General features: G+C 62.0%; 20 protein-coding genes. 15 read left to right on the top strand and 5 right to left on the bottom strand.

The window, feature by feature from the left end:
• The first annotated feature begins 2 nt into the window (after positions 1–2).
• Positions 3–1,124 carry an ABC transporter permease gene (locus RBB16_RS16210; protein WP_306047147.1) on the top strand — a complete coding sequence of 374 codons (1,122 nt, stop codon included), beginning with the start codon at positions 3–5 and terminating at the stop codon, positions 1,122–1,124.
• Positions 1,121–2,713: an ABC transporter ATP-binding protein gene (locus RBB16_RS16205; protein ID WP_306047146.1), complete on the top strand. Its 1,593-nt coding sequence runs from the start codon at positions 1,121–1,123 to the stop codon at positions 2,711–2,713. Before RBB16_RS16210 ends, RBB16_RS16205 begins: the two co-directional genes overlap by 4 nt.
• Positions 2,714–2,728: 15 nt before the next feature.
• On the opposite strand, the gene hemN is transcribed toward RBB16_RS16205, so the two are convergent.
• Complete coding sequence (hemN, locus tag RBB16_RS16200) at positions 2,729–4,084, bottom strand: oxygen-independent coproporphyrinogen III oxidase (RefSeq protein WP_306047145.1); 1,356 nt, start codon at positions 4,082–4,084, stop codon at positions 2,729–2,731.
• A gap of 85 nt (positions 4,085–4,169) precedes the next feature.
• Here hemN and fnrL point away from each other — a divergent pair, with 85 nt between their 5' ends.
• A complete protein-coding gene (gene fnrL / locus RBB16_RS16195) occupies positions 4,170–4,916 on the top strand; it encodes a transcriptional regulator FnrL (protein WP_306047144.1) in 747 nt (248 codons plus the stop codon).
• Between the two features lie 15 nt (positions 4,917–4,931).
• Here fnrL and RBB16_RS16190 read toward each other — a convergent pair whose 3' ends face one another.
• Positions 4,932–5,072: a hypothetical protein gene (locus RBB16_RS16190; protein WP_158514300.1), complete on the bottom strand. Its 141-nt coding sequence runs from the start codon at positions 5,070–5,072 to the stop codon at positions 4,932–4,934.
• A 177-nt stretch (positions 5,073–5,249) separates the two neighbouring features.
• Positions 5,250–6,089, bottom strand: coding sequence for a universal stress protein (locus tag RBB16_RS16185; protein WP_071689249.1), 840 nt, complete (start codon positions 6,087–6,089; stop codon positions 5,250–5,252).
• 198 nt (positions 6,090–6,287) lie between these two features.
• Here RBB16_RS16185 and ccoN point away from each other — a divergent pair, with 198 nt between their 5' ends.
• The 8 genes from ccoN to ccoS all read left to right on the top strand — a co-directional run bounded on the left by ccoN (position 6,288) and on the right by ccoS (position 14,624).
• Positions 6,288–7,892 (top strand): cytochrome-c oxidase, cbb3-type subunit I, encoded by a 1,605-nt coding sequence (ccoN, locus tag RBB16_RS16180; protein ID WP_071689248.1) that lies wholly within the window; start codon positions 6,288–6,290, stop codon positions 7,890–7,892.
• Positions 7,893–7,905: 13 nt separating this feature from the next.
• Entirely contained in the window at positions 7,906–8,628 is a 723-nt protein-coding gene (gene ccoO, locus RBB16_RS16175; RefSeq protein WP_071689247.1) for a cytochrome-c oxidase, cbb3-type subunit II, read from the top strand.
• Between the two features lie 14 nt (positions 8,629–8,642).
• Entirely contained in the window at positions 8,643–8,861 is a 219-nt protein-coding gene (locus RBB16_RS16170) for a cbb3-type cytochrome c oxidase subunit 3 (protein ID WP_127562891.1), read from the top strand.
• Positions 8,858–9,760: a cytochrome-c oxidase, cbb3-type subunit III gene (ccoP, locus tag RBB16_RS16165; RefSeq protein ID WP_306047143.1), complete on the top strand. Its 903-nt coding sequence runs from the start codon at positions 8,858–8,860 to the stop codon at positions 9,758–9,760. Before RBB16_RS16170 ends, ccoP begins: the two co-directional genes overlap by 4 nt.
• A gap of 578 nt (positions 9,761–10,338) precedes the next feature.
• Positions 10,339–11,766: a cytochrome c oxidase accessory protein CcoG gene (gene ccoG, locus RBB16_RS16160; RefSeq protein WP_306047142.1), complete on the top strand. Its 1,428-nt coding sequence runs from the start codon at positions 10,339–10,341 to the stop codon at positions 11,764–11,766.
• Position 11,767: 1 nt separating this feature from the next.
• A complete protein-coding gene (locus RBB16_RS16155) occupies positions 11,768–12,253 on the top strand; it encodes a FixH family protein (protein ID WP_071689242.1) in 486 nt (161 codons plus the stop codon).
• Between the two features lie 7 nt (positions 12,254–12,260).
• Positions 12,261–14,447 carry a heavy metal translocating P-type ATPase gene (locus RBB16_RS16150; protein WP_306047141.1) on the top strand — a complete coding sequence of 729 codons (2,187 nt, stop codon included), beginning with the start codon at positions 12,261–12,263 and terminating at the stop codon, positions 14,445–14,447.
• An 18-nt stretch (positions 14,448–14,465) separates the two neighbouring features.
• Positions 14,466–14,624, top strand: a complete 159-nt coding sequence (ccoS, locus tag RBB16_RS16145; RefSeq protein WP_306047140.1) for a cbb3-type cytochrome oxidase assembly protein CcoS — start codon at positions 14,466–14,468, stop codon at positions 14,622–14,624.
• Positions 14,625–14,698: 74 nt separating this feature from the next.
• Here ccoS and RBB16_RS16140 read toward each other — a convergent pair whose 3' ends face one another.
• Positions 14,699–16,129: a D-alanyl-D-alanine carboxypeptidase family protein gene (locus RBB16_RS16140; protein WP_371931261.1), complete on the bottom strand. Its 1,431-nt coding sequence runs from the start codon at positions 16,127–16,129 to the stop codon at positions 14,699–14,701.
• Positions 16,130–16,455: 326 nt separating this feature from the next.
• Here RBB16_RS16140 and hemF point away from each other — a divergent pair, with 326 nt between their 5' ends.
• The 4 genes from hemF to RBB16_RS16120 all read left to right on the top strand — a co-directional run bounded on the left by hemF (position 16,456) and on the right by RBB16_RS16120 (position 19,712).
• Entirely contained in the window at positions 16,456–17,346 is an 891-nt protein-coding gene (gene hemF, locus RBB16_RS16135) for an oxygen-dependent coproporphyrinogen oxidase (RefSeq protein ID WP_306047139.1), read from the top strand.
• Complete coding sequence (locus RBB16_RS16130) at positions 17,337–17,681, top strand: hypothetical protein (protein WP_306047138.1); 345 nt, start codon at positions 17,337–17,339, stop codon at positions 17,679–17,681. The genes hemF and RBB16_RS16130 overlap by 10 nt, the downstream gene beginning before the upstream one ends.
• Positions 17,678–18,430, top strand: coding sequence for an SDR family oxidoreductase (locus RBB16_RS16125; RefSeq protein WP_306047137.1), 753 nt, complete (start codon positions 17,678–17,680; stop codon positions 18,428–18,430). Before RBB16_RS16130 ends, RBB16_RS16125 begins: the two co-directional genes overlap by 4 nt.
• Positions 18,431–18,575: 145 nt before the next feature.
• On the top strand, positions 18,576–19,712 hold the full coding sequence (locus tag RBB16_RS16120) for a hypothetical protein (RefSeq protein ID WP_306047136.1): 1,137 nt from the start codon (positions 18,576–18,578) through the stop codon (positions 19,710–19,712).
• Here the strand turns inward: RBB16_RS16120 and hemE are convergent.
• Positions 19,709–20,746: a uroporphyrinogen decarboxylase gene (hemE, locus tag RBB16_RS16115; RefSeq protein WP_306047135.1), complete on the bottom strand. Its 1,038-nt coding sequence runs from the start codon at positions 20,744–20,746 to the stop codon at positions 19,709–19,711. The two genes, RBB16_RS16120 and hemE, sit on opposite strands and share 4 nt — an antisense overlap.
• Positions 20,747–20,867: the final 121 nt, after the last annotated feature.

Genomic DNA, 20,867 nt, shown 5'->3' with positions numbered 1-20,867 from the left:
CCATGCGTCTTCCCCGCCTCTCCCCCCTGAACCGGCGCCGCTGGCGCAATTTCAAGGCCAACCGCAGGGCGTTTTGGTCGCTGTGGATCTTCGGCATCCTGTTTGTCCTGTCGCTCTTTGCCGAGCTTCTGGCCAATGACCGCCCGCTTCTGGTCAGCTATCGGGGAGAGCTTTATACCCCGATCTTCGCCTTCTACCCGGAAACGGAGTTCGGCGGCGACTTCCGAACCGAGGCCGTCTATCGCGATATCGAGGTGCAATGCCTGATCATCTCTGGCGGCATAGAGGATTGCTGGGATGACCCCGATACGGTGATCGAAGCCGCCCGGAACGGGGCACTGGCCGAAAGCATCGAGGATTTCCATCGCGGTTGGCTGATCTGGCCGCCGGTGCCTTATAGCTACAACACGGTCAACGATATCGGCGGTGCGGCCCCGTCCGCACCCGATGCGGACCATTGGCTTGGCACCGATGACACCGCGCGCGACGTGCTGGCCCGCGTGATCTACGGCTTCCGGCTGAGCGTGGCCTTCGCCTTGATCGTGACCTTCCTCACGTCGGTCATCGGCATCGCGGCAGGCGCGGTTCAGGGCTATTTTGGAGGGCTGGTGGACCTGCTGTTCCAAAGGGTGATCGAGCTGTGGGGGGCGACCCCAAGCCTATACATCATCATCATCGTCGCGGCGATTTTCCGAATGGATTTCTGGCTGCTGGTGTTCCTCATGACGCTCTTCGGCTGGACAGCGCTAGTGGGCGTGGTCAGGGCCGAATTCCTGAGGGCGCGGAATTTCGAATATGTCCGCGCTGCTAGGGCGCTTGGCGTGTCCAATCAGGTCATCATGTTCCGCCATGTGCTGCCCAATGCGATGGTAGCGACGCTGACCATGCTGCCCTTCATCGTGACGGGCACCATCGGATCGCTGGCCGCGCTCGATTTCCTGGGCTTCGGCCTGCCATCCTCGGCCCCTTCGCTCGGGGAACTGACGCTTCAGGCCAAGAACAACCTTCAGGCCCCGTGGCTCGGCTTTACCGCCTTCACAGCCTTCGCCTTCATGCTGTCGCTGCTGGTCTTCATCTTCGAAGGCGTGCGCGATGCGTTCGACCCCAGAAAGACCTTCCAATGACGTTGCTTCAGGTCAGAAACCTGTCGGTGAGCTTCACCCAGGACGGTGCCACGACCGACGCCGTGAAGAATGTCAGCTTCGAGGTCGGCCAAGGCGAAACCGTGGCTTTGGTGGGCGAATCCGGGTCGGGTAAATCGGTCACGGCGCTGTCAACCGTGTCGCTGCTGCCGGAAAGCGCCGAGGTGTCGGGATCGGTTCGGTACGAAGGCACCGAGATGATCGGCGCACCGGAGGCCGATCTGCGCCGGGTGCGGGGCAACGACATCAGCTTCATCTTTCAGGAGCCGATGACCTCGCTCAACCCGCTGCACACGATCGAGAAGCAGTTGGGGGAAAGCCTGGCCCTGCACCAGAACCTGACCGGCGCCGCGGCCGAAGCGCGTATTCTGGAATTGCTGCGCAAGGTTGGCATCCGCGACCCCGAAACCCGCCTGCGCGCCTATCCGCACCAATTGTCGGGCGGGCAGAGGCAGCGGGTGATGATCGCCATGGCCTTGGCCAACGGGCCAGATCTGCTGGTGGCGGACGAACCCACAACGGCGCTCGACGTGACCATTCAGGCGCAGATCCTCGAATTGCTGGCCGATCTGAAACGGTCCGAAGGTATGAGCCTGCTGTTCATCACCCATGATCTTGGCATCGTGCGGCGCATCGCCGACAAGGTTTGCGTCATGAAGGGCGGCGAGATCGTGGAGGCGGGCCCAACCGAAGACATCTTCGCCAACCCGCGACATCCCTATACCCGCTCCCTGCTGGCGGCAGAGCCTTCGGGCGAACCCGACCCGGTGCCGGACAACGCAGAGGAGATTGTCAGCACGGAAAACCTGCGCGTCTGGTTCCCGATTCAGCGCGGGTTGCTGCGCAAGACGGTCGGCCATGTGAAGGCGGTGAATGAGGCCACGATTTCCGTGCGTCAGGGCGAGACGCTCGGGGTCGTCGGTGAATCCGGGTCCGGCAAGACCACACTGGCGCTGGCGATTCTGCGACTGCTGTCCTCCGAGGGGCGGATTTCCTTTGTGGGAAATGAGATCGCTGGCTGGAATTCCACCCGCATCCGACCGCTGCGAAAGGATATGCAGGTGGTGTTTCAGGACCCTTACGGGTCGCTGTCGCCGCGAATGACCATTGAACAGATCGTTGCCGAGGGGCTGAGCGTTCATGAGGTTGCGGGCAATCACAATAGTTATGAGCTTGTGGCCGATATCCTGACAGAAGTGGGGCTGGACCCCGACATGATGCACCGCTACCCGCACGAGTTTTCGGGCGGCCAGCGGCAGCGCATTGCGATCGCGCGGGCGATGATCCTGAACCCGAAACTGGTTGTGCTGGACGAACCGACCAGCGCGCTGGACATGACCGTGCAGGTGCAGATCGTCGACCTGCTGCGACGGCTGCAGAAGCGGCACAACCTGGCCTATCTGTTCATCAGTCATGACCTGAAGGTGGTGCGCGCCCTGAGCCACAAGGTGATCGTCATGAAGCAGGGCGATATCGTCGAGGCAGGCACGAATGCCGAGATCTTCCGTAACCCCCGAACGGCCTACACGCGGGAACTGATGGCAGCAGCCTTCGGGCAGACCCGCGTCTGAGATGGGCCGCCCGGTTCAGATGGCCGAGCTGTGGCCCTCTTCGCGCATCTCGTATTCATCGAAGGCGCGCGCGATCAGCCGGGTCAGCGCACGGCCTTCCTGCCGGACGTGAAAGCCTTTGGCATCCCATGTCACCATGGCGGGAAATGCCTGCTCTGCCGTGCGATACAGAGCCTCCAGCTGCTGATCTCCGATCCCGAAATCGCGGCGGATTTCGGCAGTGTCGATATGAAAATCGCACATCAGTGCCTCGATTAGCCTTGCGCGCAGGCGGTCTTCGCCCTTGAAACAATGGCCCCGGCCGGTGGCGAGTTCCCCGGCGCGCACGGCTTTCTGATAGTCGGCAGTGCCCGAGGCGTTCTGCGCGAAGCCCTGCGGGAACCTTGAAATCGCCGAGGCTCCAAGGCCGATCAGCACGTCACATGTGTCGTCGGTATAGCCCTGGAAATTGCGCCTCAGATGCCCGGTGCGCGCGGCAACGGCCAGCCCGTCATCGGGTTTGGCGAAATGGTCGATGCCGATGTCCTGATAGCCATCCCATTTGAACAGGCGGCGGGCGGTTTCAAAGAGTTCCAGCCGTTCTTCCGGGCGGGGCAGGGAATCCGTCGGGATCATCGCCTGCCGCCGCGCCATCCACGGCACATGCGCATAGCCGTAGAGCGCCACCCGGTCAGGCGAGAGCGACAGAAGCATCTGGACTGAATCGGAAATCCGCTTCTGGTTCTGTTCCGGCAAGCCAAACAGGATATCGGCATTCAGCGAGGCGATGCCACGTGCGCGCAGCTGTTCCACAGCATCGCGGGTGACCTCGTAGCTTTGGATGCGGCCGATGATCTTCTGAATGCCGGGGTCGAAATCCTGCACCCCGATCGAGGCGCGGTTCAGCCCGGCACCGGCCAGCGCGTCCAGCCGCGCGGCGTCGATCTCGTTCGGGTCGATCTCGACGGAAAACTCCATGCCGTCGGAATAGGGGAATGCGCGCGCCAGTTCCTCGGCCAGATCGGTGATCATGGCGTCCGACAGCAGCGTCGGGGTGCCCCCGCCCCAATGCAGGCGCGCGACCTCGACCCCTTCGGGCAGCATTGCGCCGATCTTGCGGATTTCCTGCTTCAACGTCTCCAGATAGGCGCGGACAGGTTCGTCGCTGCGCACACCCTGGGTGCGGCAGGCACAGAACCAGCACAGCCTGCGACAGAAGGGCACGTGCAGATACAATGAAACCCGCGTTCCGGCGGGGATTGTATTGATCCAGTCCGCGTACACGCCTGAATCCACGTCGTTCGAGAACTTCGTGGCAGGCGGATAGCTCGTGTAACGCGGGACTTTTGCCTCGAAGAGTCCGAGGCGACGAAGTTGCGCAAGATTTTCCATTGCGATAGCTTTAGGGGGCGCAGGACAGACTGTATTTGATCGAGATCAAATGTCGAAATTTCGAGCGGAGCTCAAGGAAACGCAAATGCCCAATCGATCGCTGGCCGTTACAGAAATGGCGTGTGCGGATTGCCCGATCCGGCACCGCGCCGTTTGTGCCCGTTGCGAAAGCGATGAACTCGAAAAACTTGACGCGATCAAGTATTACAGGCGTTTCGAGGCCGGGCAGACCATTGCCTGGGCCGGTGACAAGATGGATTTCGTGGCCTCTGTGGTCGAGGGCGTTGCCTCGCTCACTCAGACCATGGAAGACGGGCGCCGTCAGATGGTTGGCCTGCTTTTGCCAAGCGATTTCCTGGGTCGTCCGAACCGCGAATCAGTGTCCTACGATGTGACCGCTGCGACCGATGTCATGTTGTGCTGTTTCCGTCGCGTCCCGTTTCAGGGTTTGATCGAAGAAACTCCGCATCTCAGCCAGCGGCTTCTGGAAATGACGCTCGATGAATTGGACGCGGCGCGGGAATGGATGCTGCTTTTGGGGCGCAAGACCGCAAGGGAAAAGATCGCGAGCTTCCTGTCGATTATCGCGCGGCGCGATGCGAGTTTGAAGAACTCGAAAAATGCTATGGAATTGGCGTTCGATCTGCCCCTGACCCGTGAGGCAATGGCCGACTATCTTGGCCTGACGCTGGAAACCGTGAGCCGCCAGATGTCTGCGCTGAAGCGCGACGGCGTGATCGAGTTGAAGGGCAAGCGCCATATCATCGTGCCGGATGTCGAGGCGCTGATGGATGAAACCGGCGATGACGCGGATGGCGGCGTCTATATCTGACCGGATCCTGAAATCTCATATGCTGGCGAAATCGGTGAAGATCTGACCGGGCGCGCGGGGCTTGTCGGCGGCAACGCGGACGCGGCGGTCGGAGGTGCGGGCGATGTCGGCAGTGGCGGGGCGCGGGCGGGGCTGGTGATGGGCGGTGCAGAACATGGGTTTGGGTCCTATGGGTTTGTGGTCGGTCTGTACGACTCACTATAGTGTAAAATAAACACTTACACAACAGGAAATTCAGCTTCCTTCAATTTTCGTTTGAGTTCAGCCTGTTGCCCAAAGGAAAGGGGCACCCTGCGGATGCCCCTCCTACCGATGCCGTTGGATCGACGCAGCCTAGTGAGCCATCAGCACCGGAACTTCGGCCTGCTCCAGAAGATTGCGGGTTGCCCCGCCCAGAATCGCCTCGCGGAAGCGGGAATGCCCGTAGGCCCCCATCACCAGCAATTCTGCATTCTGATCGGACACATGGCGCAGGATCATGTCAGACACGCGCGGCAGGGTCTTGGCGACAATCGAAACCTCGACCTTCACACCATGGCGGTTCAGCATCTCGGACAGCTCGCTGCCGGGGTCGGCACTGTCCGTACTATGGGTCTGCGGGTCGATGATCAGGATGTTGACCTCGCCCGCCGCAACCAACAGGGGCAGGGCACGGCGTACCGCCGACATCGCCTCGGCGCTTTCGTTCCAGGCGATGACGACCTTGGAGGGCGTGGTGCCGGGCGCTGCGTCGCCGGGCAGGACCATCACAGGCGCTTGCCCCTGGAACATGGCGGATTCGACGATCACCGGCGCATCCATCGTGCGGTTCGGCCCATATGGTTTGGGTAGCATCACCAGATCGGCAAAGCGTGCACGCCGTGCCACAAGCCCCGCGACCGTGGCGGTCTGGGCAACCACGGCATCGACACCCCAGCTGACCTCGGTGCGGCCAAGCCGTTCGCGCACGGCCGCTTCGATATCCTTGGCCTCGCTTTGTGCCTGCATCAGGGTCTCTTCATGCATCAAGGCAGTGGCCCCTGCAAAATAATACCCGGTCTGAGTCCGGTCGATGCCAAGGCAAAGCACGTTCAGATGCGCCCCCTCGGCCCGAACGAAGGGCAGAGCGGCTTCCAGCACCGGCCCCACATCGGCAAGATCGGTGATGACGGTGAAAACGGTTTTATAGGCCATGATTGGTCCTCCGTGGCTGCTGATTAATCATTATCGTGCACGTCACGGGCACACATTGACCTGCATCAACAGGAACCTTCGTCAAACTTGACATGGATCAAGGCCCCAATGCTGCAGCTGCGCGATTTGGGGAGCAGATGGAACAGTCCCGGATGGCTCGAGTCGAGTCGGTACCGGGGCACGACGAAGGGACGATCGATGCTTGATTACGTAAAGCTACTGATCCTTGGCCTGGTTGCGGTGCTGGCCGCGATCGCGGCCAGTTATGCCCGGGACATGATCTATATGATCCATATGATCCTGGTCATGGTGACAGCGGCAGGGCTTTTCCTGTGGCAGCTGCGCCGCACAGATGAACCGGTTCCGGCTGCGGTACTGGAAGCGGAATACATGGATGGCCCGGTTCGGGTCGGTGTTGCGCTGACCGCCTTCTGGGGCGTTGTGGGCTTCCTTGTGGGGGTCTTCATCGCGTTTCAGTTGGCCTTCCCCGAGCTCAACTTCGAATGGGCGCAAGGGTATCTCAACTTCGGTCGTCTGCGCCCGCTGCATACGTCAGCGGTGATTTTCGCATTCGGTGGCACCGGCCTTCTGGCCTCGTCCTTCTATGTCGTGCAGCGGACCTCTGCCGCGCGCCTGTGGGGCGGTGGTCTGGCCTGGTTCGTGCTGTGGGGCTACCAGTTCTTCATCCTGCTGGCCGCAACGGCCTATGTGCTGGGTGGGACGCAGGGCCGCGAATATGCGGAGCCCGAGTGGTATATCGACCTGTGGCTGACCATTGTCTGGGTGGCTTACCTGCTGCTCTTCCTCGGTACGCTGCTGAAGCGGAAGGAACCCCACATCTACGTGGCTAACTGGTTCTACCTCAGCTTCATCGTCACCGTTGCCATGCTGCACGTGGTCAACAACCTGGCCGTGCCGGTGTCGATCTTCGGCTCGCGCTCCGTCTCGCTGATGTCAGGCGTTCAGGATGCCATGACCCAGTGGTGGTACGGCCACAACGCCGTGGGCTTCTTCCTGACCGCGGGCTTCCTGGGCATGATGTACTACTTCATTCCGAAGCAGGCTGAGCGTCCGGTTTACTCCTACAAGCTGTCGATCATCCACTTCTGGGCCCTGATCTTCCTGTATATCTGGGCCGGTCCGCACCACCTGCACTACACCGCGCTGCCAGATTGGGCCTCGACCCTTGGCATGGTGTTCTCGGTCGTGCTGTGGATGCCCTCCTGGGGTGGCATGATCAACGGTCTGATGACGCTGTCCGGCGCATGGGACAAGCTGCGCACGGACCCGATCCTGCGGATGATGGTGACCTCGGTCGCGTTCTACGGGATGTCCACGTTCGAAGGCCCGATGATGTCGATCCGCGCGGTGAACTCGCTGTCGCACTACACCGACTGGACCATCGGTCACGTGCATTCCGGTGCGCTCGGCTGGAACGGGATGATCACCTTCGGGATGCTCTACTACCTGGTTCCCAAGCTCTGGGGCAAAGAGCGCCTCTACAGCCTGCGGATGGTCAGCTGGCACTACTGGCTCGCCACCATCGGCATCGTGCTCTACGCGGCATCCATGTGGGTGACCGGTATCATGGAAGGCCTGATGTGGCGTGAAGTGGACGCGCAAGGGTTCCTCGTGAACAGCTTCGCCGACACCGTGGCCGCCAAGTTCCCGATGTATGTGGTCCGTGGCCTGGGTGGGACGATGTTCCTCGGCGGTGCGCTGATCATGTCCTACAACCTCTGGATGACCGTGCGGAAAGGGGCTGCCAAGGCAGACACCACCGTTGCGGCACCCGCAGAATAAGGAGGGAACCAAGATGGCTTTTCTCGACGGACACAAGAAGATCGAGACCAACGCGACCCTCCTGCTGGTGCTGAGCCTTGGGGTGGTCACCGTCGGCGGGATCGTGGAAATCGCCCCCTTGTTCTACCTGGACAACACGATCGAGGAAGTGGAGGGCATGCGCCCCTACTCCCCGCTCGAACTGACCGGGCGCGAAATCTACATTCGCGAAGGGTGCTATGTCTGCCACAGCCAGATGATCCGCCCGATGCGGGACGAGGTGGAACGCTATGGGCACTACAGCCTCGCGGCAGAGTCCATGTATGACCACCCGTTCCAGTGGGGATCGAAGCGGACGGGGCCCGACCTTGCCCGCGTCGGTGGCCGCTACTCGGACGAATGGCATGTGGATCACTTCACCGATCCGCAGTCGGTGGTGCCGGAATCGGTGATGCCGTCCTACGGCTACCTCGCCGAGACCGAGATCGAGCCCGGCTATATCGCCGATCTCATGGCGACGCACCGGATCGTGGGTGTGCCCTATACCGACGACATGATCGAACAGGCGGCCTACGACTTTGTCGAACAGGCCACCGATTTCGGTGATGACGCGGTGGCGGAACGCTATCCCGGGGCGCAGGTGCGCGATTTTGACGGAAATCCGGCAGTGACCGAGATGGATGCTCTGATCGCCTACATGCAGATGTTGGGCACGCTGGTCGACTTCTCGACCTTCACGCCCGACGAAAGCCGGTAATGGGGGCCTGACAGATGGAAGATACCTACACCATCATGCGGGTCTTCGCGGGAAGCTGGGGACTGGTTTTCATGTTCCTCGTCTTCGTCGTTGTGATCCTGTTCACCTTGCGGCCGGGTAGCCGCAAGGTCCATCAGGACACCGCGAACATCCCCTTCCGCCACGACGACAAGCCGGCCCGGGCGCCTTTGCCCGGCGCCCAGGACGCCCATCTTACGGAGGCGCGGCAATGACCGAAGAAAAACATCCCGAAGAACAGATCCTGCAAGAGGGTGATCCGAATACCACCGGTCACATCTGGGATGGGATCAAGGAGTTCGACAACCCGATGCCGCGTTGGTGGCTATGGACCTTCTATGCCACGATCGCATGGGGCGTGGTCTATACCGTGCTCTATCCGGCCTGGCCCTTGGTCAGTTCCGCGACATCCGGTGTTCTGGGGTACTCGACCCGGGGCGAAGTGGCTGCCGATATCGCAACCTTCGAAGAGATGAACGCCCCGATCCGCGCGCAGATCGAAGAGGTGGAGCTTGCGGCAATCACTGCCGACGAGAACCCCGACCTCTACAACTACGCAATCCAGGGCGGCGGCGCGATCTTCCGCACCTGGTGTGCGCAGTGCCACGGTTCTGGCGCGGCTGGTGCGGTCGGCTATCCCAACCTGCTGGACGATGACTGGTTGTGGGGCGGATCGGTCGACGAGATCCACTATACCATCAGCCACGGCATCCGGAACGAGGACGACTTCGATGCCCGCTACTCCGAGATGACCGCCTTCGACGAGATCCTGTCGGACGAGGAAATCACGAGCGTGGTGCAGTATGTCCGCAACCTGTCGAACCAGGAACATGATGCGACGCTTGCCGCCGCAGGCGAAGAGGTGTTCCTCAACAACTGTGCATCCTGCCACATGGATGACGGCACCGGCGACCGGTTCCTCGGTGCCCCCAACCTGACCGATGCCATCTGGCTCTATGGCGGGGATGAGGCATCGCTGGAGCATACCGTTCGCTTCTCGCGGTTCGGCGTCATGCCGCCGTGGTCGGCGGAAGCCAGCGCTGCCGGTCGTCTCAGCGAAGCCGAGATTCGTTCGGTGTCCATCTACGTCCATTCTCTGGGCGGCGGGGAGTAATCCCCGACACAAGATCCGAAGACCCCTCCCGGTCTTCGGTGCACGGTGCCGGCCTTGGTCCTGTTCGCGCGTTTCCTACAGGGCCGGCACCAAAACAGACAAGAGATCCCAAAGGCCCCTCCCGGCCGGCGGGACTGGTGTCGGCCCTGGTCCTGTTCGCGCGTTTCCTGCAGGGCCGACACCACAAGAGACAAGAGATCCGGAGGCCCCTCCCGGCCGATGGAAAGGGTGTCGGTTCTGGTCCTGTTCGCGCGTTTCCTGCAGAACCGACACCTCCCTTGTCCCGCGCGGCACCTATCGTGACACCTTATCCCTTGTGCAGGACGCAGCAATCTCGCGTGGGTTGATCCACCCGCAGGTCCGATCCCGTTGCGCTTGTCAAATGCCAACCTTTCCCTGAGGCCGGTTGTTGCGTTTCTACGGGTGAATTGTCGCATCAGACTGCAAAACCTATTCCGGCAACTCATCTTTTTTGCAGTGCAGCGGCGATTCTTGATCCACGTCAAAGTTTACAACCGCCCCCGCGCCTAAACACCAGACAAGCCAAGGCAATCCGCACGTAAAGGGACGATCCCGTCATGAGTTCCACAGAACAACCGAAAAAGCTCTACGCCGCCCGTGAACCTGTCTTTCCCAAGCGCGTGAGTGGCAATTTCCGGAACCTCAAGTGGATCATCATGATCGTCACCCTGGGCATCTATTACCTGACGCCCTGGATCCGGTGGGATCGCGGCCCCTCGCTGCCCGATCAGGCGGTGCTGCTGGACCTTGCCAACCGCCGCTTCTTCTTCTTCTGGATCGAGATCTGGCCGCATGAATTCTACTTCGTCGCGGGCCTTCTGATCATGGCCGGGCTTGGCCTGTTCCTGTTCACGTCGGCGCTTGGCCGGGTCTGGTGTGGCTATGCCTGCCCGCAAACCGTCTGGACGGACCTTTTCTATACGGTGGAACGCTGGATTGAAGGCGACCGCAACGCGCGCCTGCGCCTGTGGAAAGCCAAGTGGGACGGCAGGAAGATCCGCCTTCGGGTGTTCAAGTATATCAGTTGGTTCCTGATCGCGGTCGCCACCGGCGGGGCCTGGGTGTTCTACTTCACCGATGCGCCGACCCTGCTGGTTGATCTGGTCACCTTGCAGGCGCCCTACGTGGCCTATGTCACAATCGGCATCCTGACCTTCACCACCTTCGTGTTCGGCGGTTTCATGCGCGAACAGGTCTGCATCTACATGTGCCCCTGGCCGCGGATTCAGGCGGCGATGATGGATGAAGACTCGCTGACTGTCGCCTATCGTGACTGGCGGGGCGAACCGCGCGGCAAGCACCGCAAGGGCGCGGATGCCGACCAGCTTGGCGACTGCATCGACTGCATGGCCTGCGTCAATGTCTGCCCGGTGGGCATCGACATCCGCGATGGTCAGCAACTGGAATGCATCACCTGCGCGCTGTGTATCGACGCCTGCGACGACATCATGGCCAAGATCGGCAAGCCACGCGGCCTGATCGACTACATGGCCCTTACGGACGAGGCGAATGAGCGAGCCGGGAATGCCAAGAAACCGGTCTGGCAACATATCTTCCGCCTGCGCACGATCATCTACACCGTGCTGTGGTCCGCAATCGGCATCGGCCTGACCGTGATGCTGTTCATCCGTTCCGACATCGACATCACCGTGTCGCCGGTGCGCAATCCGACCTACGTGACCCTGTCGGACGGAACCATCCGCAACACATATGATGTGCGGATCAGAAACATGCAGCACGATGCAACGGACTTCCACATCTCGCTGACTTCGGACGAGATCCTGCGGGTGGAACTGGAGGGCACCGACCTCCTGACCGTGACTGTGCCCGCCGACACCACCCAGTTGCAGCGGGTCTATGTCCTGGCACGCCCGGGCGATCCGGCAGCAAGCCTGGACCGCACCGATTTCCGCCTTTGGGTGGAAGACCAGAGCAGCGGCACACGGACCTTTGAGGACACCGTGTTCAACGGACGGGAGAACTGACATGAGCGATGCAGACCAACAATCGGGGGGGCGGGAACTGACCGGCCGCAAGGTTCTGATGATCTTCATTGCCGGATTCGGCATCATCATCGGTGTGAACCTGTTCATGGCGTTCAATGCAGTCAGCACATTTCCGGGGCTGGAGGTGTCGTCTTCCTACGCGGACAGTCAGGATTTCAATCTGAGGCGCGATGCGCAGGAGGCGCTTGGCTGGAATGCTTCGGTCGAGGTTGATGCCGAGTCCGGTGTGCTGACCCTGCATCTGGTCGATGACAGCGGCCAGCCTGTCGCGCCTGCGGAATTCGAGGCGCTTCTGACCCGCCCCACCAACCGCGAGGAAGATCAACTGCTGGAGCTGACCCGCAACGCCGGGGCCTTTACCGCACCGGTTGAGGTGTCCGAGGGCCGCTGGCGTCTGCGCCTGACCGGCACCGCCCGCGACGGCACCGATTACCGCCACAACATCACCTTCACCGTGCGGGGATAGGCCTGCCATGACTGCCACGTTCGAGCATCCAAGCCCCGCCGTTTGCCCCGCCTGTTCCGTCACCCCGGCGGCAGAGGCGCTGGCGGCGGTGCCGCAGGACGCGCGGCTGATGCTGTCGCTGCCGGGCATCCATTGCGCGGCCTGCATCTCGACGGTGGAGAAGGCACTGGCCAAGGCACCGGGCGTGCATTCCGCTCGGGTCAACCTGACGCTCAAACGCGCGATGGTCGAGGCCGATGCAGACGTGACGGCAGAGGATCTCGTGCAGGTGCTGGATCACGTGGGGTATGAGGCGCACGAGCTCGACCCCGGCGTGCTGGCCACGACCGAGGCCGACAGGGCCAGCAAGGACCTGCTGATGCGGCTGGCCGTGGCGGGCTTTGCGATGATGAACGTGATGCTTCTGTCGGTTGCCGTCTGGTCGGGGGCCGAAGGCGTGACCCGCGACATGATGCACTGGATCTCGGCCTTCATCGTGCTGCCCGCGATCGTGTTCACCGGCAAGCCCTTCTACGTAAACGCGTGGTCCGCGCTGAAGAACGGGCGGCTCAACATGGATGTGCCGATCACGCTGGCGATCCTGCTGGCCGTGGGCACGTCGCTCTATGAAACCATTCATTCCGGCGAACATGCCTATTTCGACGCGGCGATTTCGCTGACCTTCTTCCTGCTCGCGGGCCGCTATCTCGACTATCGCACCCGCGCCTCGGCCCGCTCCGCCGCTCAGGAACTGGCGGCAATGGAAGTACCGCGCGCATTGCGCCTGTCAGGGGATGGAGAGACCGAAACCGTGGGTGTTGCGGAACTGGCTGTGGGCGACATCGTTCTGGTCAAGCCCGGTGGCCGTGTGCCCGTGGATGGCGTGGTGCGCGACGGCACGTCAGAGATCGACCGCGCCCTGATGACCGGCGAAAGCCTGCCCGCCTTCGCGGGGCCCGGCACGGCCGTGTCGGCAGGCGAGGTCAACCTGACCGGGCCGCTTACCGTCGAAGTGACGGCGGCAGGCGAAGACACCGCGCTGCACCGTATCGCCGATCTCGTCGCCATCGCGGAATCGGGGCGCAACAACTACACCTCGCTCGCCGATCAGGCGGCGAAGCTCTACGCGCCCGGCGTCCATATCCTCTCGGCCCTCGCGGCCGTGGGCTGGTATCTCTACACTTTCGACCTGCGCGTGTCGCTGAACATCGCCGCGGCGGTTCTGATCATCACCTGTCCTTGTGCGCTGGGCCTTGCCGTGCCTGCGGTGACCACCGCCGCCTCTGGCCGATTGTTCCGCAAGGGGATGCTGATCAAGGACGGCACCGCCATGGAGCGGCTGGCCGAGGTCGATACGGTCGTCTTCGACAAGACCGGCACCCTGACCATGGGCGCGCCGCATCCCGTGGGACTGTCCGATCTGCCCGCAAATGCGCAGGGCGTGGCCCTGGCTCTTGCAACGGTTTCGGGACACCCGCTGGCCGAAGCGCTGGCCCGCGGTCTGCGTGACCTGGGCCGTTTGCCAGAGACACTGAGCGACGTGCGTGAAGTGCCGGGCTATGGCGTCGAGGGCCGCTGGAATGGCAAGACCGTCCGCCTTGGCCGCGCCACATGGGTGGGGGCCGAAGCGCCCGACATGACGGCAACGTTCCTTCAGATCGAGGATGAGCCTCCTCTGCCCATCACCTTCACGGATTCCATGCGCCCCGGTGCGAAAGAGGCCGTTGAAGGGCTGCGGGCGAACGGTCTGCGCGTGATCCTGATATCAGGCGACGCCAGGGGTGCGGTGGAACGCTTTGCAGCAGACATCGGGATCGACGAGATTATGGCCGAAGCGCTGCCCGATCAGAAAGCCGCCCGCGTGGCGGAACTGGCCTCCGGCGGAGCGAAGGTGCTGATGGTGGGGGACGGGCTGAACGACACGGCGGCCCTGACCGCGGCGCATGTCTCGATTTCTCCAGCCTCGGCTCTGGATGCAGCGCGCGTTGCCTCTGACATGGTTCTGCTTGGCAAGGATCTGGCGCCGATTGCCGATGCGTTCGAAACCTCGGTCAAGGCCCGCGCGCGCATCCGCGAGAACTTCTCGATCGCCACGGTCTACAACATCATCGCCGTGCCCTTCGCCATTGCCGGGTTCGCGACGCCCCTGATGGCGGCCTTGGCGATGTCGACAAGCTCGATTACCGTGTCGCTCAATGCGCTGCGCCTGCGCTGATCCGAAAGAAGGCCCCCGATGGATGTTCTCGTCATACTGATCCCCGTGTCCCTGTTTCTGGGCGCGCTTGGGCTGGTCGGGTTTTTCTGGCTGCTGAAGCGGGGGCAGTTCGACGACCCCGAGGGCGACGCCAACCGCATTCTCAGCGGCGACTACGACGACCACCCGAAACGCTAGGCGCGGGAAAGGTTTTTGCAAAAACCTTCAAAGGATCTTGCAAGATCCTTCCAGCGCCACATGGCAAAGGAATCTCAGGGTCCGTAAGTCGTGCAGGTGATGTTCCGCGACATCAGCCGTGCGCAGGCCCGCTCCGCCTGCTCTTGCCCCATGCCCGCGAATTGCGCTTCGAAGCCGCCGGTGCGTTGCACGACGTTGCGCAATGCCTCGTCAAAGGTGCCCAGTTCCGCCAGCGCGGTCCGCAGCAGCAGCTGTTCGGCGGCAAAGCGCGACGGGTAGCGCCCGAGTGACACACCGTAAAGTCTGCTTCCGCTCGACGAGGCCCGCGTGACGATCTCCTGCACGGGCGGTTCCGGGTCGGGGTCGATGACTGCAAGTTCGATTTCGGTCGAGTCGTAGGCTACGATTTCCGGGCGCTGGACAGGCGTCACGCTTGCCAGAAGCGAGTCATCGCTCCCTTGTTCGATCTCTGTCTCCGTCTCCAGCACCTCGGCCTCGGCCATGGCTTCGGTGCCCGCGTCATCAATCTCTTCCGGGCGTGGTTCGGGTATGGGGATCTCGCTCAGGTCTTGTTGCGGTGGCTCGGCCAATGCGTCTTCTACCGCGTCTTCGACAGCAGCGATCAGGTCTGGCGAAACCTCGGGAATCTCTTCGGGCTCCGCCACCGGCAGCGGACGGGGAAGCGGCCTCAGGCTGCTTGTCACCAGGCCATTCGGCCGGATCGTATGCCCGGCCCGGCCATCCCCCGGACCATAAGAGGGGAGTTCCGGTCGTCGGATCGTGGCATTCGCCGGAGCGCGGGCAAATCCCATGTCCAGCAGTTCCATGATCCGTTCATTCCGGCTGGCTGTGGACCTGCCGCCGAACACCGTCGCGATGATGCGGACATTGCCCCGCTCTGCCGATGCCACGAGATTGTAGCCCGCCGCGCGCGTGTAACCCGTCTTGATCCCGTCCGCCCCGCGATAGGCGTCCAGAAAGCGGCGATTGGTGTTGCGCACGGTGGCAATCCCGGCATCCGCCGTGCGGCGCGAGAACAGGTTGTAATACTGCGGATAATCGAAAAACAGCCGCCGCCCCATCGTGGTCATGTCGCGGGCCGTGGACAGGTGGCCGTCTTCAGTCAGGCCATGCGCATTGCGGAAGGTCGTGCGTGTCATGCCGAGCGCTTCGGCGGTCCGGTTCATTCGCCGGGCAAAGGCCGCTTCCGAGCCGGAAATCGCCTCACCGATCGCGGTGGCCGCATCATTGGCGGATCGCACCGCAGCGGCCCGGATCAGGTAGCGCAGGCGGATCGTGCTGCCTGCCTGCAATCCGAGCCGGGAGGGTGGCTCTGCCGCCGCGTTGCGGGAAATCCGCACCTGCGTATCCAGGGTGATCTCGCCAAGACGGACCGCCTCGAACGCGATGTAGAGCGTCATCATCTTGGTCAGCGAGGCCGGGTGCAGCCGCGTGTCGGCGTTCCTCGAATGAAGGACTTCACCAGTGCGCGCGTCGATGACCATGGCCGCATAGGGGGCCGCCTGTGCCGGGGAAACCACGGCCAGGAGTGTGCCCAATAGCACAACAAGACCCGTCAGGGTCGAAAGGAGCGTTCTTCGGATCACGAAACTGCTCTGTCTGCCTCTGTTGCCGTCTGTTGCGGCTTTGAGACGAGACTAGGGGATAATTTCATAAGAATCCATCATTAACCGTGATTCAATTTGTGGTCATTTTGAGGCAATCGACATGTCGGGGCGCGCGACGATCTGGCCGCAATATCTGCACCTGCGCCTCTGGACCTGCGCTGGCCGATTGGGCACAGTCCCGCCGACCGCGAAAGGAGACCCCGATGAGCGACCCGTTTGATCCCAGAAAAGCCCGCGCCTCGGCCTGGTTCCGAGAGCTGCGCGACCAGATCGTCGCCGCCTTCGAAGCGCTGGAGGACAGCCAGTCCGAGGGACCCTTCGCAGGCCAGCCCGCGGGCCGGTTCGAGGTGACAGACACCAAGCGTGCCTCGGAGGATGGATCGGATGCGGGTGGCGGGTTGATGAGCGTCATGCGCGGCGGGCGCGTGTTCGAGAAGGTGGGCGTCAATGTCTCGACGGTCTTCGGCCAGCTCGGCGCGCAAGCGCAAAAGGCCATGGCCGCGCGCGGTGTGCCGGGGATGGAGGACGATCCGCGCTTCTGGGCCTCGGGCATTTCTCTGGTGGCGCATATGCAAAACCCGCACACCCCCGCCGTGCACATGAACACACGCATGTTCTGGACGCCGCACGCCTGGTGGTTCGGAGGCGGGTCCGACCTGAACCCCTGCGTCGAATATGACGAGGATACCGCGCATTTTCACGCCGTGCAGAAAGCGCATCTCGATCCCCATGGGGACACGCTCTACCCCGAACTCAAGGCCTGGGCGGACGAGTATTTCTTCATCCCGCACCGGGGCCGCGCGCGGGGCGTGGGCGGCATCTTCATGGACGACCGTAACAGTGGCGACTGGGAAGCGGATTTCGCCCTGACGCAGGACATTGGTCGCGCCTTCCTGCCCGCCTTCCTGCCGGTGACGGAAAAGCGCCGCAACACGCCCTGGACGGAGGCCGACAAGGACACGCAGCTGGTGCACCGGGGGCTCTATGCCGAATACAACCTTGTGTATGACCGGGGCACCAAGTTCGGGCTGGCCACCGGGCATGACGCGAACGCGGTGCTGATGAGCCTGCCGCCGCTGGCCAAATGGGTATAGCACGCTGCATCCAGATCGAGGCGTTCCTGCCGACGGAGAAAGCCCTGACGGCCGCACGGATTGCCGAACGCCTTTCCGAAGATCTGGCTCTTGCCCAGGTGCACACAGCCCCACATCCCGAAGGTGGTCACATCGCGCGGTTTACCTCTGCGATTTCCGGGGAAAGCTGGGCCGAGGATGTGCTTATAGCCTTGACGCTCGCCGGTCGGTTCGGGCGGGATATCCGCGTGAATGGAAGGGCATCCGAAGCGCTGACCATCGCGGTGATCGCACCCACCGTTGTCGGGGTGGAGAGCGTGACGCTGGACCTTGCACGGGAAGGAGAGCCGGAATGACCGGAAAAACCGCTATCGTCACCGGGGCTGCGCGCGGCATCGGCCTCGCCACCACGAAGCTTTTTCTGGAGGAAGGTCGCCGCGTCGCGATGATTGACCGGGACGTGCCTGCGCTGATGGAGGCCGCGTCTGGGTTGGACAACGTCCTGCCGGTTGTCTGCGACGTGTCGCAGCCCGATCAGGTCACCGCCATGGTGGCCGAGGTGCAGACGCAGTTCGGCCGGATCGATGCACTGGTCAACAATGCGGGCGTGGCCGATTTCGGCCCCATCGACGAGACCGATTTCGAGCGCTGGCGCCGGGTGATGGAAACCAATCTCGACGGGGTTTTCCTGTGTTCTCAGGCCTGCGCCCCGGCGCTGAAGGCGGCCAAGGGGACCATCGTCAACATCGCCTCGATCTCGGGGCTCAGGGCCTCGACCCTGCGCGTGGCCTACGGAACGTCGAAAGCGGGCGTCATGCACCTGACGCAGCAGCAGGCGGCGGAATGGGGTGAGTTCGGCCTGCGCGCGAACTGCATCTGCCCCGGCCCGGTGGCGACAAAGCTGGCCATGGCGGTGCATACGCAGGACATCATCGACGCCTATCACGACGCGATCCCCTTGAACCGCTATGGCAGCGAGGAGGAGATTGGCAATGTCATCGTGTTCCTGTGCTCCCACAAAGCAAGCTACGTGACCGGTCAGGTCATTGCCGTCGATGGCGGGTTCCAGTCGACCGGGATCGGGCTGCCGTCGCTCCGGGTGTGACACGCGGAAATTGCCTGCCCAATTGTATCGGTACTATCTGGAAGGAAGTGCCGATCTATGAAAAAACGTGACGAAGGGCAAATTTATGTGTTTTCTGGTCAGTTATCGGAGATGATAATTTTCATGAATTGACGGGAGAGCATCCATGCTTTTTCATCGCAACGGAAATTTGCAGAATTCGTCCTCTCGTATGTGGTCATCATACAAGATCGGACTCGACGTTCTCAATCAGCGGCTCAATAAGCTTGAAGATGGCTCGTTTAAGAACGAAGAAATCAACAAGCTTTTGTCCGATCCCGAGGACGGTGTCAGAAGCTGGAAGAATCTATTCAAAGCAAAGCGCTTGCTTGTACAGCATATGGAGCCTGAGCAAATACAGGCCGAGATCGTAAGCAGCCTTGCACAGGCTCGGCTTTGCGGGGTTCCGGAAGTTGAAGATCTGGCGGTCGAGCTCGAAAACTCAAAGGAAGATCCAAAGGCGCAGCGGGCCTATTATGATCAGCTTTTGGACAGCCTGCACTATCGCCACTACCAACGCATGCTGCAGGATGAAACCAGAACGAATACGGCTTTTGCGCTTAATTGGTTCGGGGTCATTGTCGTCTTGGTGACTGCGCTGGCGTTTCTTGTTCTGACACTTGCCAACAAACTGGATATCTTCGCGCATCATAGCTTCCTGCTGGTCATGTGGTTTGGGATGCTTGGGGCCTACCTGTCGCGAATGATTGCTTTTCAGGGGGCATTTCGCCAACTCGACCATTCAAGCTTGAGAATAGATTTTTCTCTCATGTCACTCGGGGTCCGCCTGATCGTGGGGGCGTTGGCCGCACTTATCTTTTATCTGCTTATTCTGGGCGACCTCGTGGGTGGAGAATTCTTTCCGGAATTGGCGGAGGAACCGTTTCTCGTAGATCGAGATATTTTCCGGGAACCGCGGGGCCCGGATGGCGCCGATCAAGTGCTGCTCGATGATGAGGGCGCTGGCCAGCCTAAGATCGAAGGCGCATCCGAATCCGAGGATCAATTGCTCTCCGAACAGACCGGCGATGCCATTGCCGAGGCCTCATCTCCAACTCTGCCTGAACCGGCGCCAGACACGAGCGGCGACGCCGGTACCACTGAACGTAACACCAAGATCAACCTCTTCTCTTCCGCTTTCGCAAAGCTGTTGATCTGGGCCACCCTTGCAGGTTTCTCGGAAAGACTCCTGTCCGACAGGTTGCAAGGGATATGGCGGGGAAACCGCCGCGGCGACAATGGTTCAACGTCAGAAATGAGTTAGCGCTTGGGCGTATCGCGCACCGTATCGATCATCAGTTGCACATTCTCGGGATCTGCATCCGGCGTGATCCCATGGCCGAGGTTGAAGATATGGGGACCACCCCGGAAGGCCTCTACGATATGGCGGGTTTCATCGACCAGCGCCTGACCGCCCGTCACCATGTGGCCCGGTGCGAGGTTGCCCTGGATGCAGCTGTCGGGCTGCAGATGCTCTGCGGCCCATTCAGCCGAGACCGAGTTGTCAATGGCCAGGCAATCGGCCCCGACCGCCTTTGCGAAGCCGATATAGTTGTCACCTGCCTCTCGCGGAAAGGCGATGACGGGCAGGCCCGGATGGCGGGCCTTGAGTTCCGAGATGATGCGCTTCGCGGGGGCGAGCGCGTATTTGGCAAAGGCATCGCCCTTCAATGACCCGGCCCAGGAATCGAAGAGCTTGATCACCTCTGCCCCGGCCTCGACCTGCATGGACAGGTATTCGATGGTCGACTCCGTCAGCAGGTCGATGAGCGCCTCAAACGTCGCGTTATCGCTTTCGCGCAGCGCATGGGCCGGACCCTGATCCGGCGTACCGCGCCCCGCGATCATGTAGGTCGCCACCGTCCAGGGCGCCCCGGCGAAGCCGATCAGCGTCGTCTCCGACGGCAGTTCCCGCGACAGGATGCGGACAGTTTCATAGACCGGCGCGAGGTGATCGTGGATGTCGTCCTTGCCTTTCAGGCCGCGCAGCCCTTCGGGGCCGGTGATGGTCGACAGGCGTGGACCCTCGCCGGTGACGAACCACAGATCGGCCCCAAGCGCCTGCGGCAGCAGCAGAATATCCGCAAACAGGATGGCGGCATCGAACCCATAGCGCCGGATCGGCTGCAGCGTGACTTCGGCGGCGAGATCGGAATTGTAGCACAGCGACAGGAAATCCCCCGCCTCGGCCCGCGTCGCGCGGTATTCCGGCAGGTAACGGCCCGCCTGCCGCATCATCCAGATCGGCGGTGTGGGCAGCGTTTCTCCGGCAAGGGCGCGCAGCAGGGTCTTGGTCATCTTGGGCCTCCGTCACAGTCGGCGCACCCTTTTACGCGCGGCCCCCGGTGTCAAGCAGGTCGCGTTGTCACGGGGGCAAACTGCGGCTAGGAAGGCGGGCATGAATCACATGCTGCCCACC

It is taken from the genome of Nioella sp. MMSF_3534 (genome assembly GCF_030732985.1).
Lineage (GTDB): Bacteria > Pseudomonadota > Alphaproteobacteria > Rhodobacterales > Rhodobacteraceae > Nioella.
Note: the sequence above shows the minus strand (reverse complement) of the source record. Positions and strands in the feature narration are given on the sequence as shown.

Coding starts and splice junctions, on each gene's coding strand:
- RBB16_RS16140 (WP_371931261.1), bottom strand. CDS start 16,129: ATGGTCATCGACGCGCGCACTGGTGAAGTCCTTCATTCGAGGAACGCC.
- RBB16_RS16150 (WP_306047141.1), top strand. CDS start 12,261: ATGACTGCCACGTTCGAGCATCCAAGCCCCGCCGTTTGCCCCGCCTGT.
- ccoS (WP_306047140.1), top strand. CDS start 14,466: ATGGATGTTCTCGTCATACTGATCCCCGTGTCCCTGTTTCTGGGCGCG.
- RBB16_RS16130 (WP_306047138.1), top strand. CDS start 17,337: ATGGGTATAGCACGCTGCATCCAGATCGAGGCGTTCCTGCCGACGGAG.
- hemF (WP_306047139.1), top strand. CDS start 16,456: ATGAGCGACCCGTTTGATCCCAGAAAAGCCCGCGCCTCGGCCTGGTTC.
- RBB16_RS16125 (WP_306047137.1), top strand. CDS start 17,678: ATGACCGGAAAAACCGCTATCGTCACCGGGGCTGCGCGCGGCATCGGC.
- ccoO (WP_071689247.1), top strand. CDS start 7,906: ATGGCTTTTCTCGACGGACACAAGAAGATCGAGACCAACGCGACCCTC.
- RBB16_RS16120 (WP_306047136.1), top strand. CDS start 18,576: ATGCTTTTTCATCGCAACGGAAATTTGCAGAATTCGTCCTCTCGTATG.
- RBB16_RS16170 (WP_127562891.1), top strand. CDS start 8,643: ATGGAAGATACCTACACCATCATGCGGGTCTTCGCGGGAAGCTGGGGA.
- ccoG (WP_306047142.1), top strand. CDS start 10,339: ATGAGTTCCACAGAACAACCGAAAAAGCTCTACGCCGCCCGTGAACCT.
- ccoP (WP_306047143.1), top strand. CDS start 8,858: ATGACCGAAGAAAAACATCCCGAAGAACAGATCCTGCAAGAGGGTGAT.
- hemN (WP_306047145.1), bottom strand. CDS start 4,084: ATGGAAAATCTTGCGCAACTTCGTCGCCTCGGACTCTTCGAGGCAAAA.
- ccoN (WP_071689248.1), top strand. CDS start 6,288: ATGCTTGATTACGTAAAGCTACTGATCCTTGGCCTGGTTGCGGTGCTG.
- RBB16_RS16210 (WP_306047147.1), top strand. CDS start 3: ATGCGTCTTCCCCGCCTCTCCCCCCTGAACCGGCGCCGCTGGCGCAAT.
- RBB16_RS16185 (WP_071689249.1), bottom strand. CDS start 6,089: ATGGCCTATAAAACCGTTTTCACCGTCATCACCGATCTTGCCGATGTG.
- RBB16_RS16190 (WP_158514300.1), bottom strand. CDS start 5,072: ATGTTCTGCACCGCCCATCACCAGCCCCGCCCGCGCCCCGCCACTGCC.
- fnrL (WP_306047144.1), top strand. CDS start 4,170: ATGCCCAATCGATCGCTGGCCGTTACAGAAATGGCGTGTGCGGATTGC.
- RBB16_RS16205 (WP_306047146.1), top strand. CDS start 1,121: ATGACGTTGCTTCAGGTCAGAAACCTGTCGGTGAGCTTCACCCAGGAC.
- hemE (WP_306047135.1), bottom strand. CDS start 20,746: ATGACCAAGACCCTGCTGCGCGCCCTTGCCGGAGAAACGCTGCCCACA.
- RBB16_RS16155 (WP_071689242.1), top strand. CDS start 11,768: ATGAGCGATGCAGACCAACAATCGGGGGGGCGGGAACTGACCGGCCGC.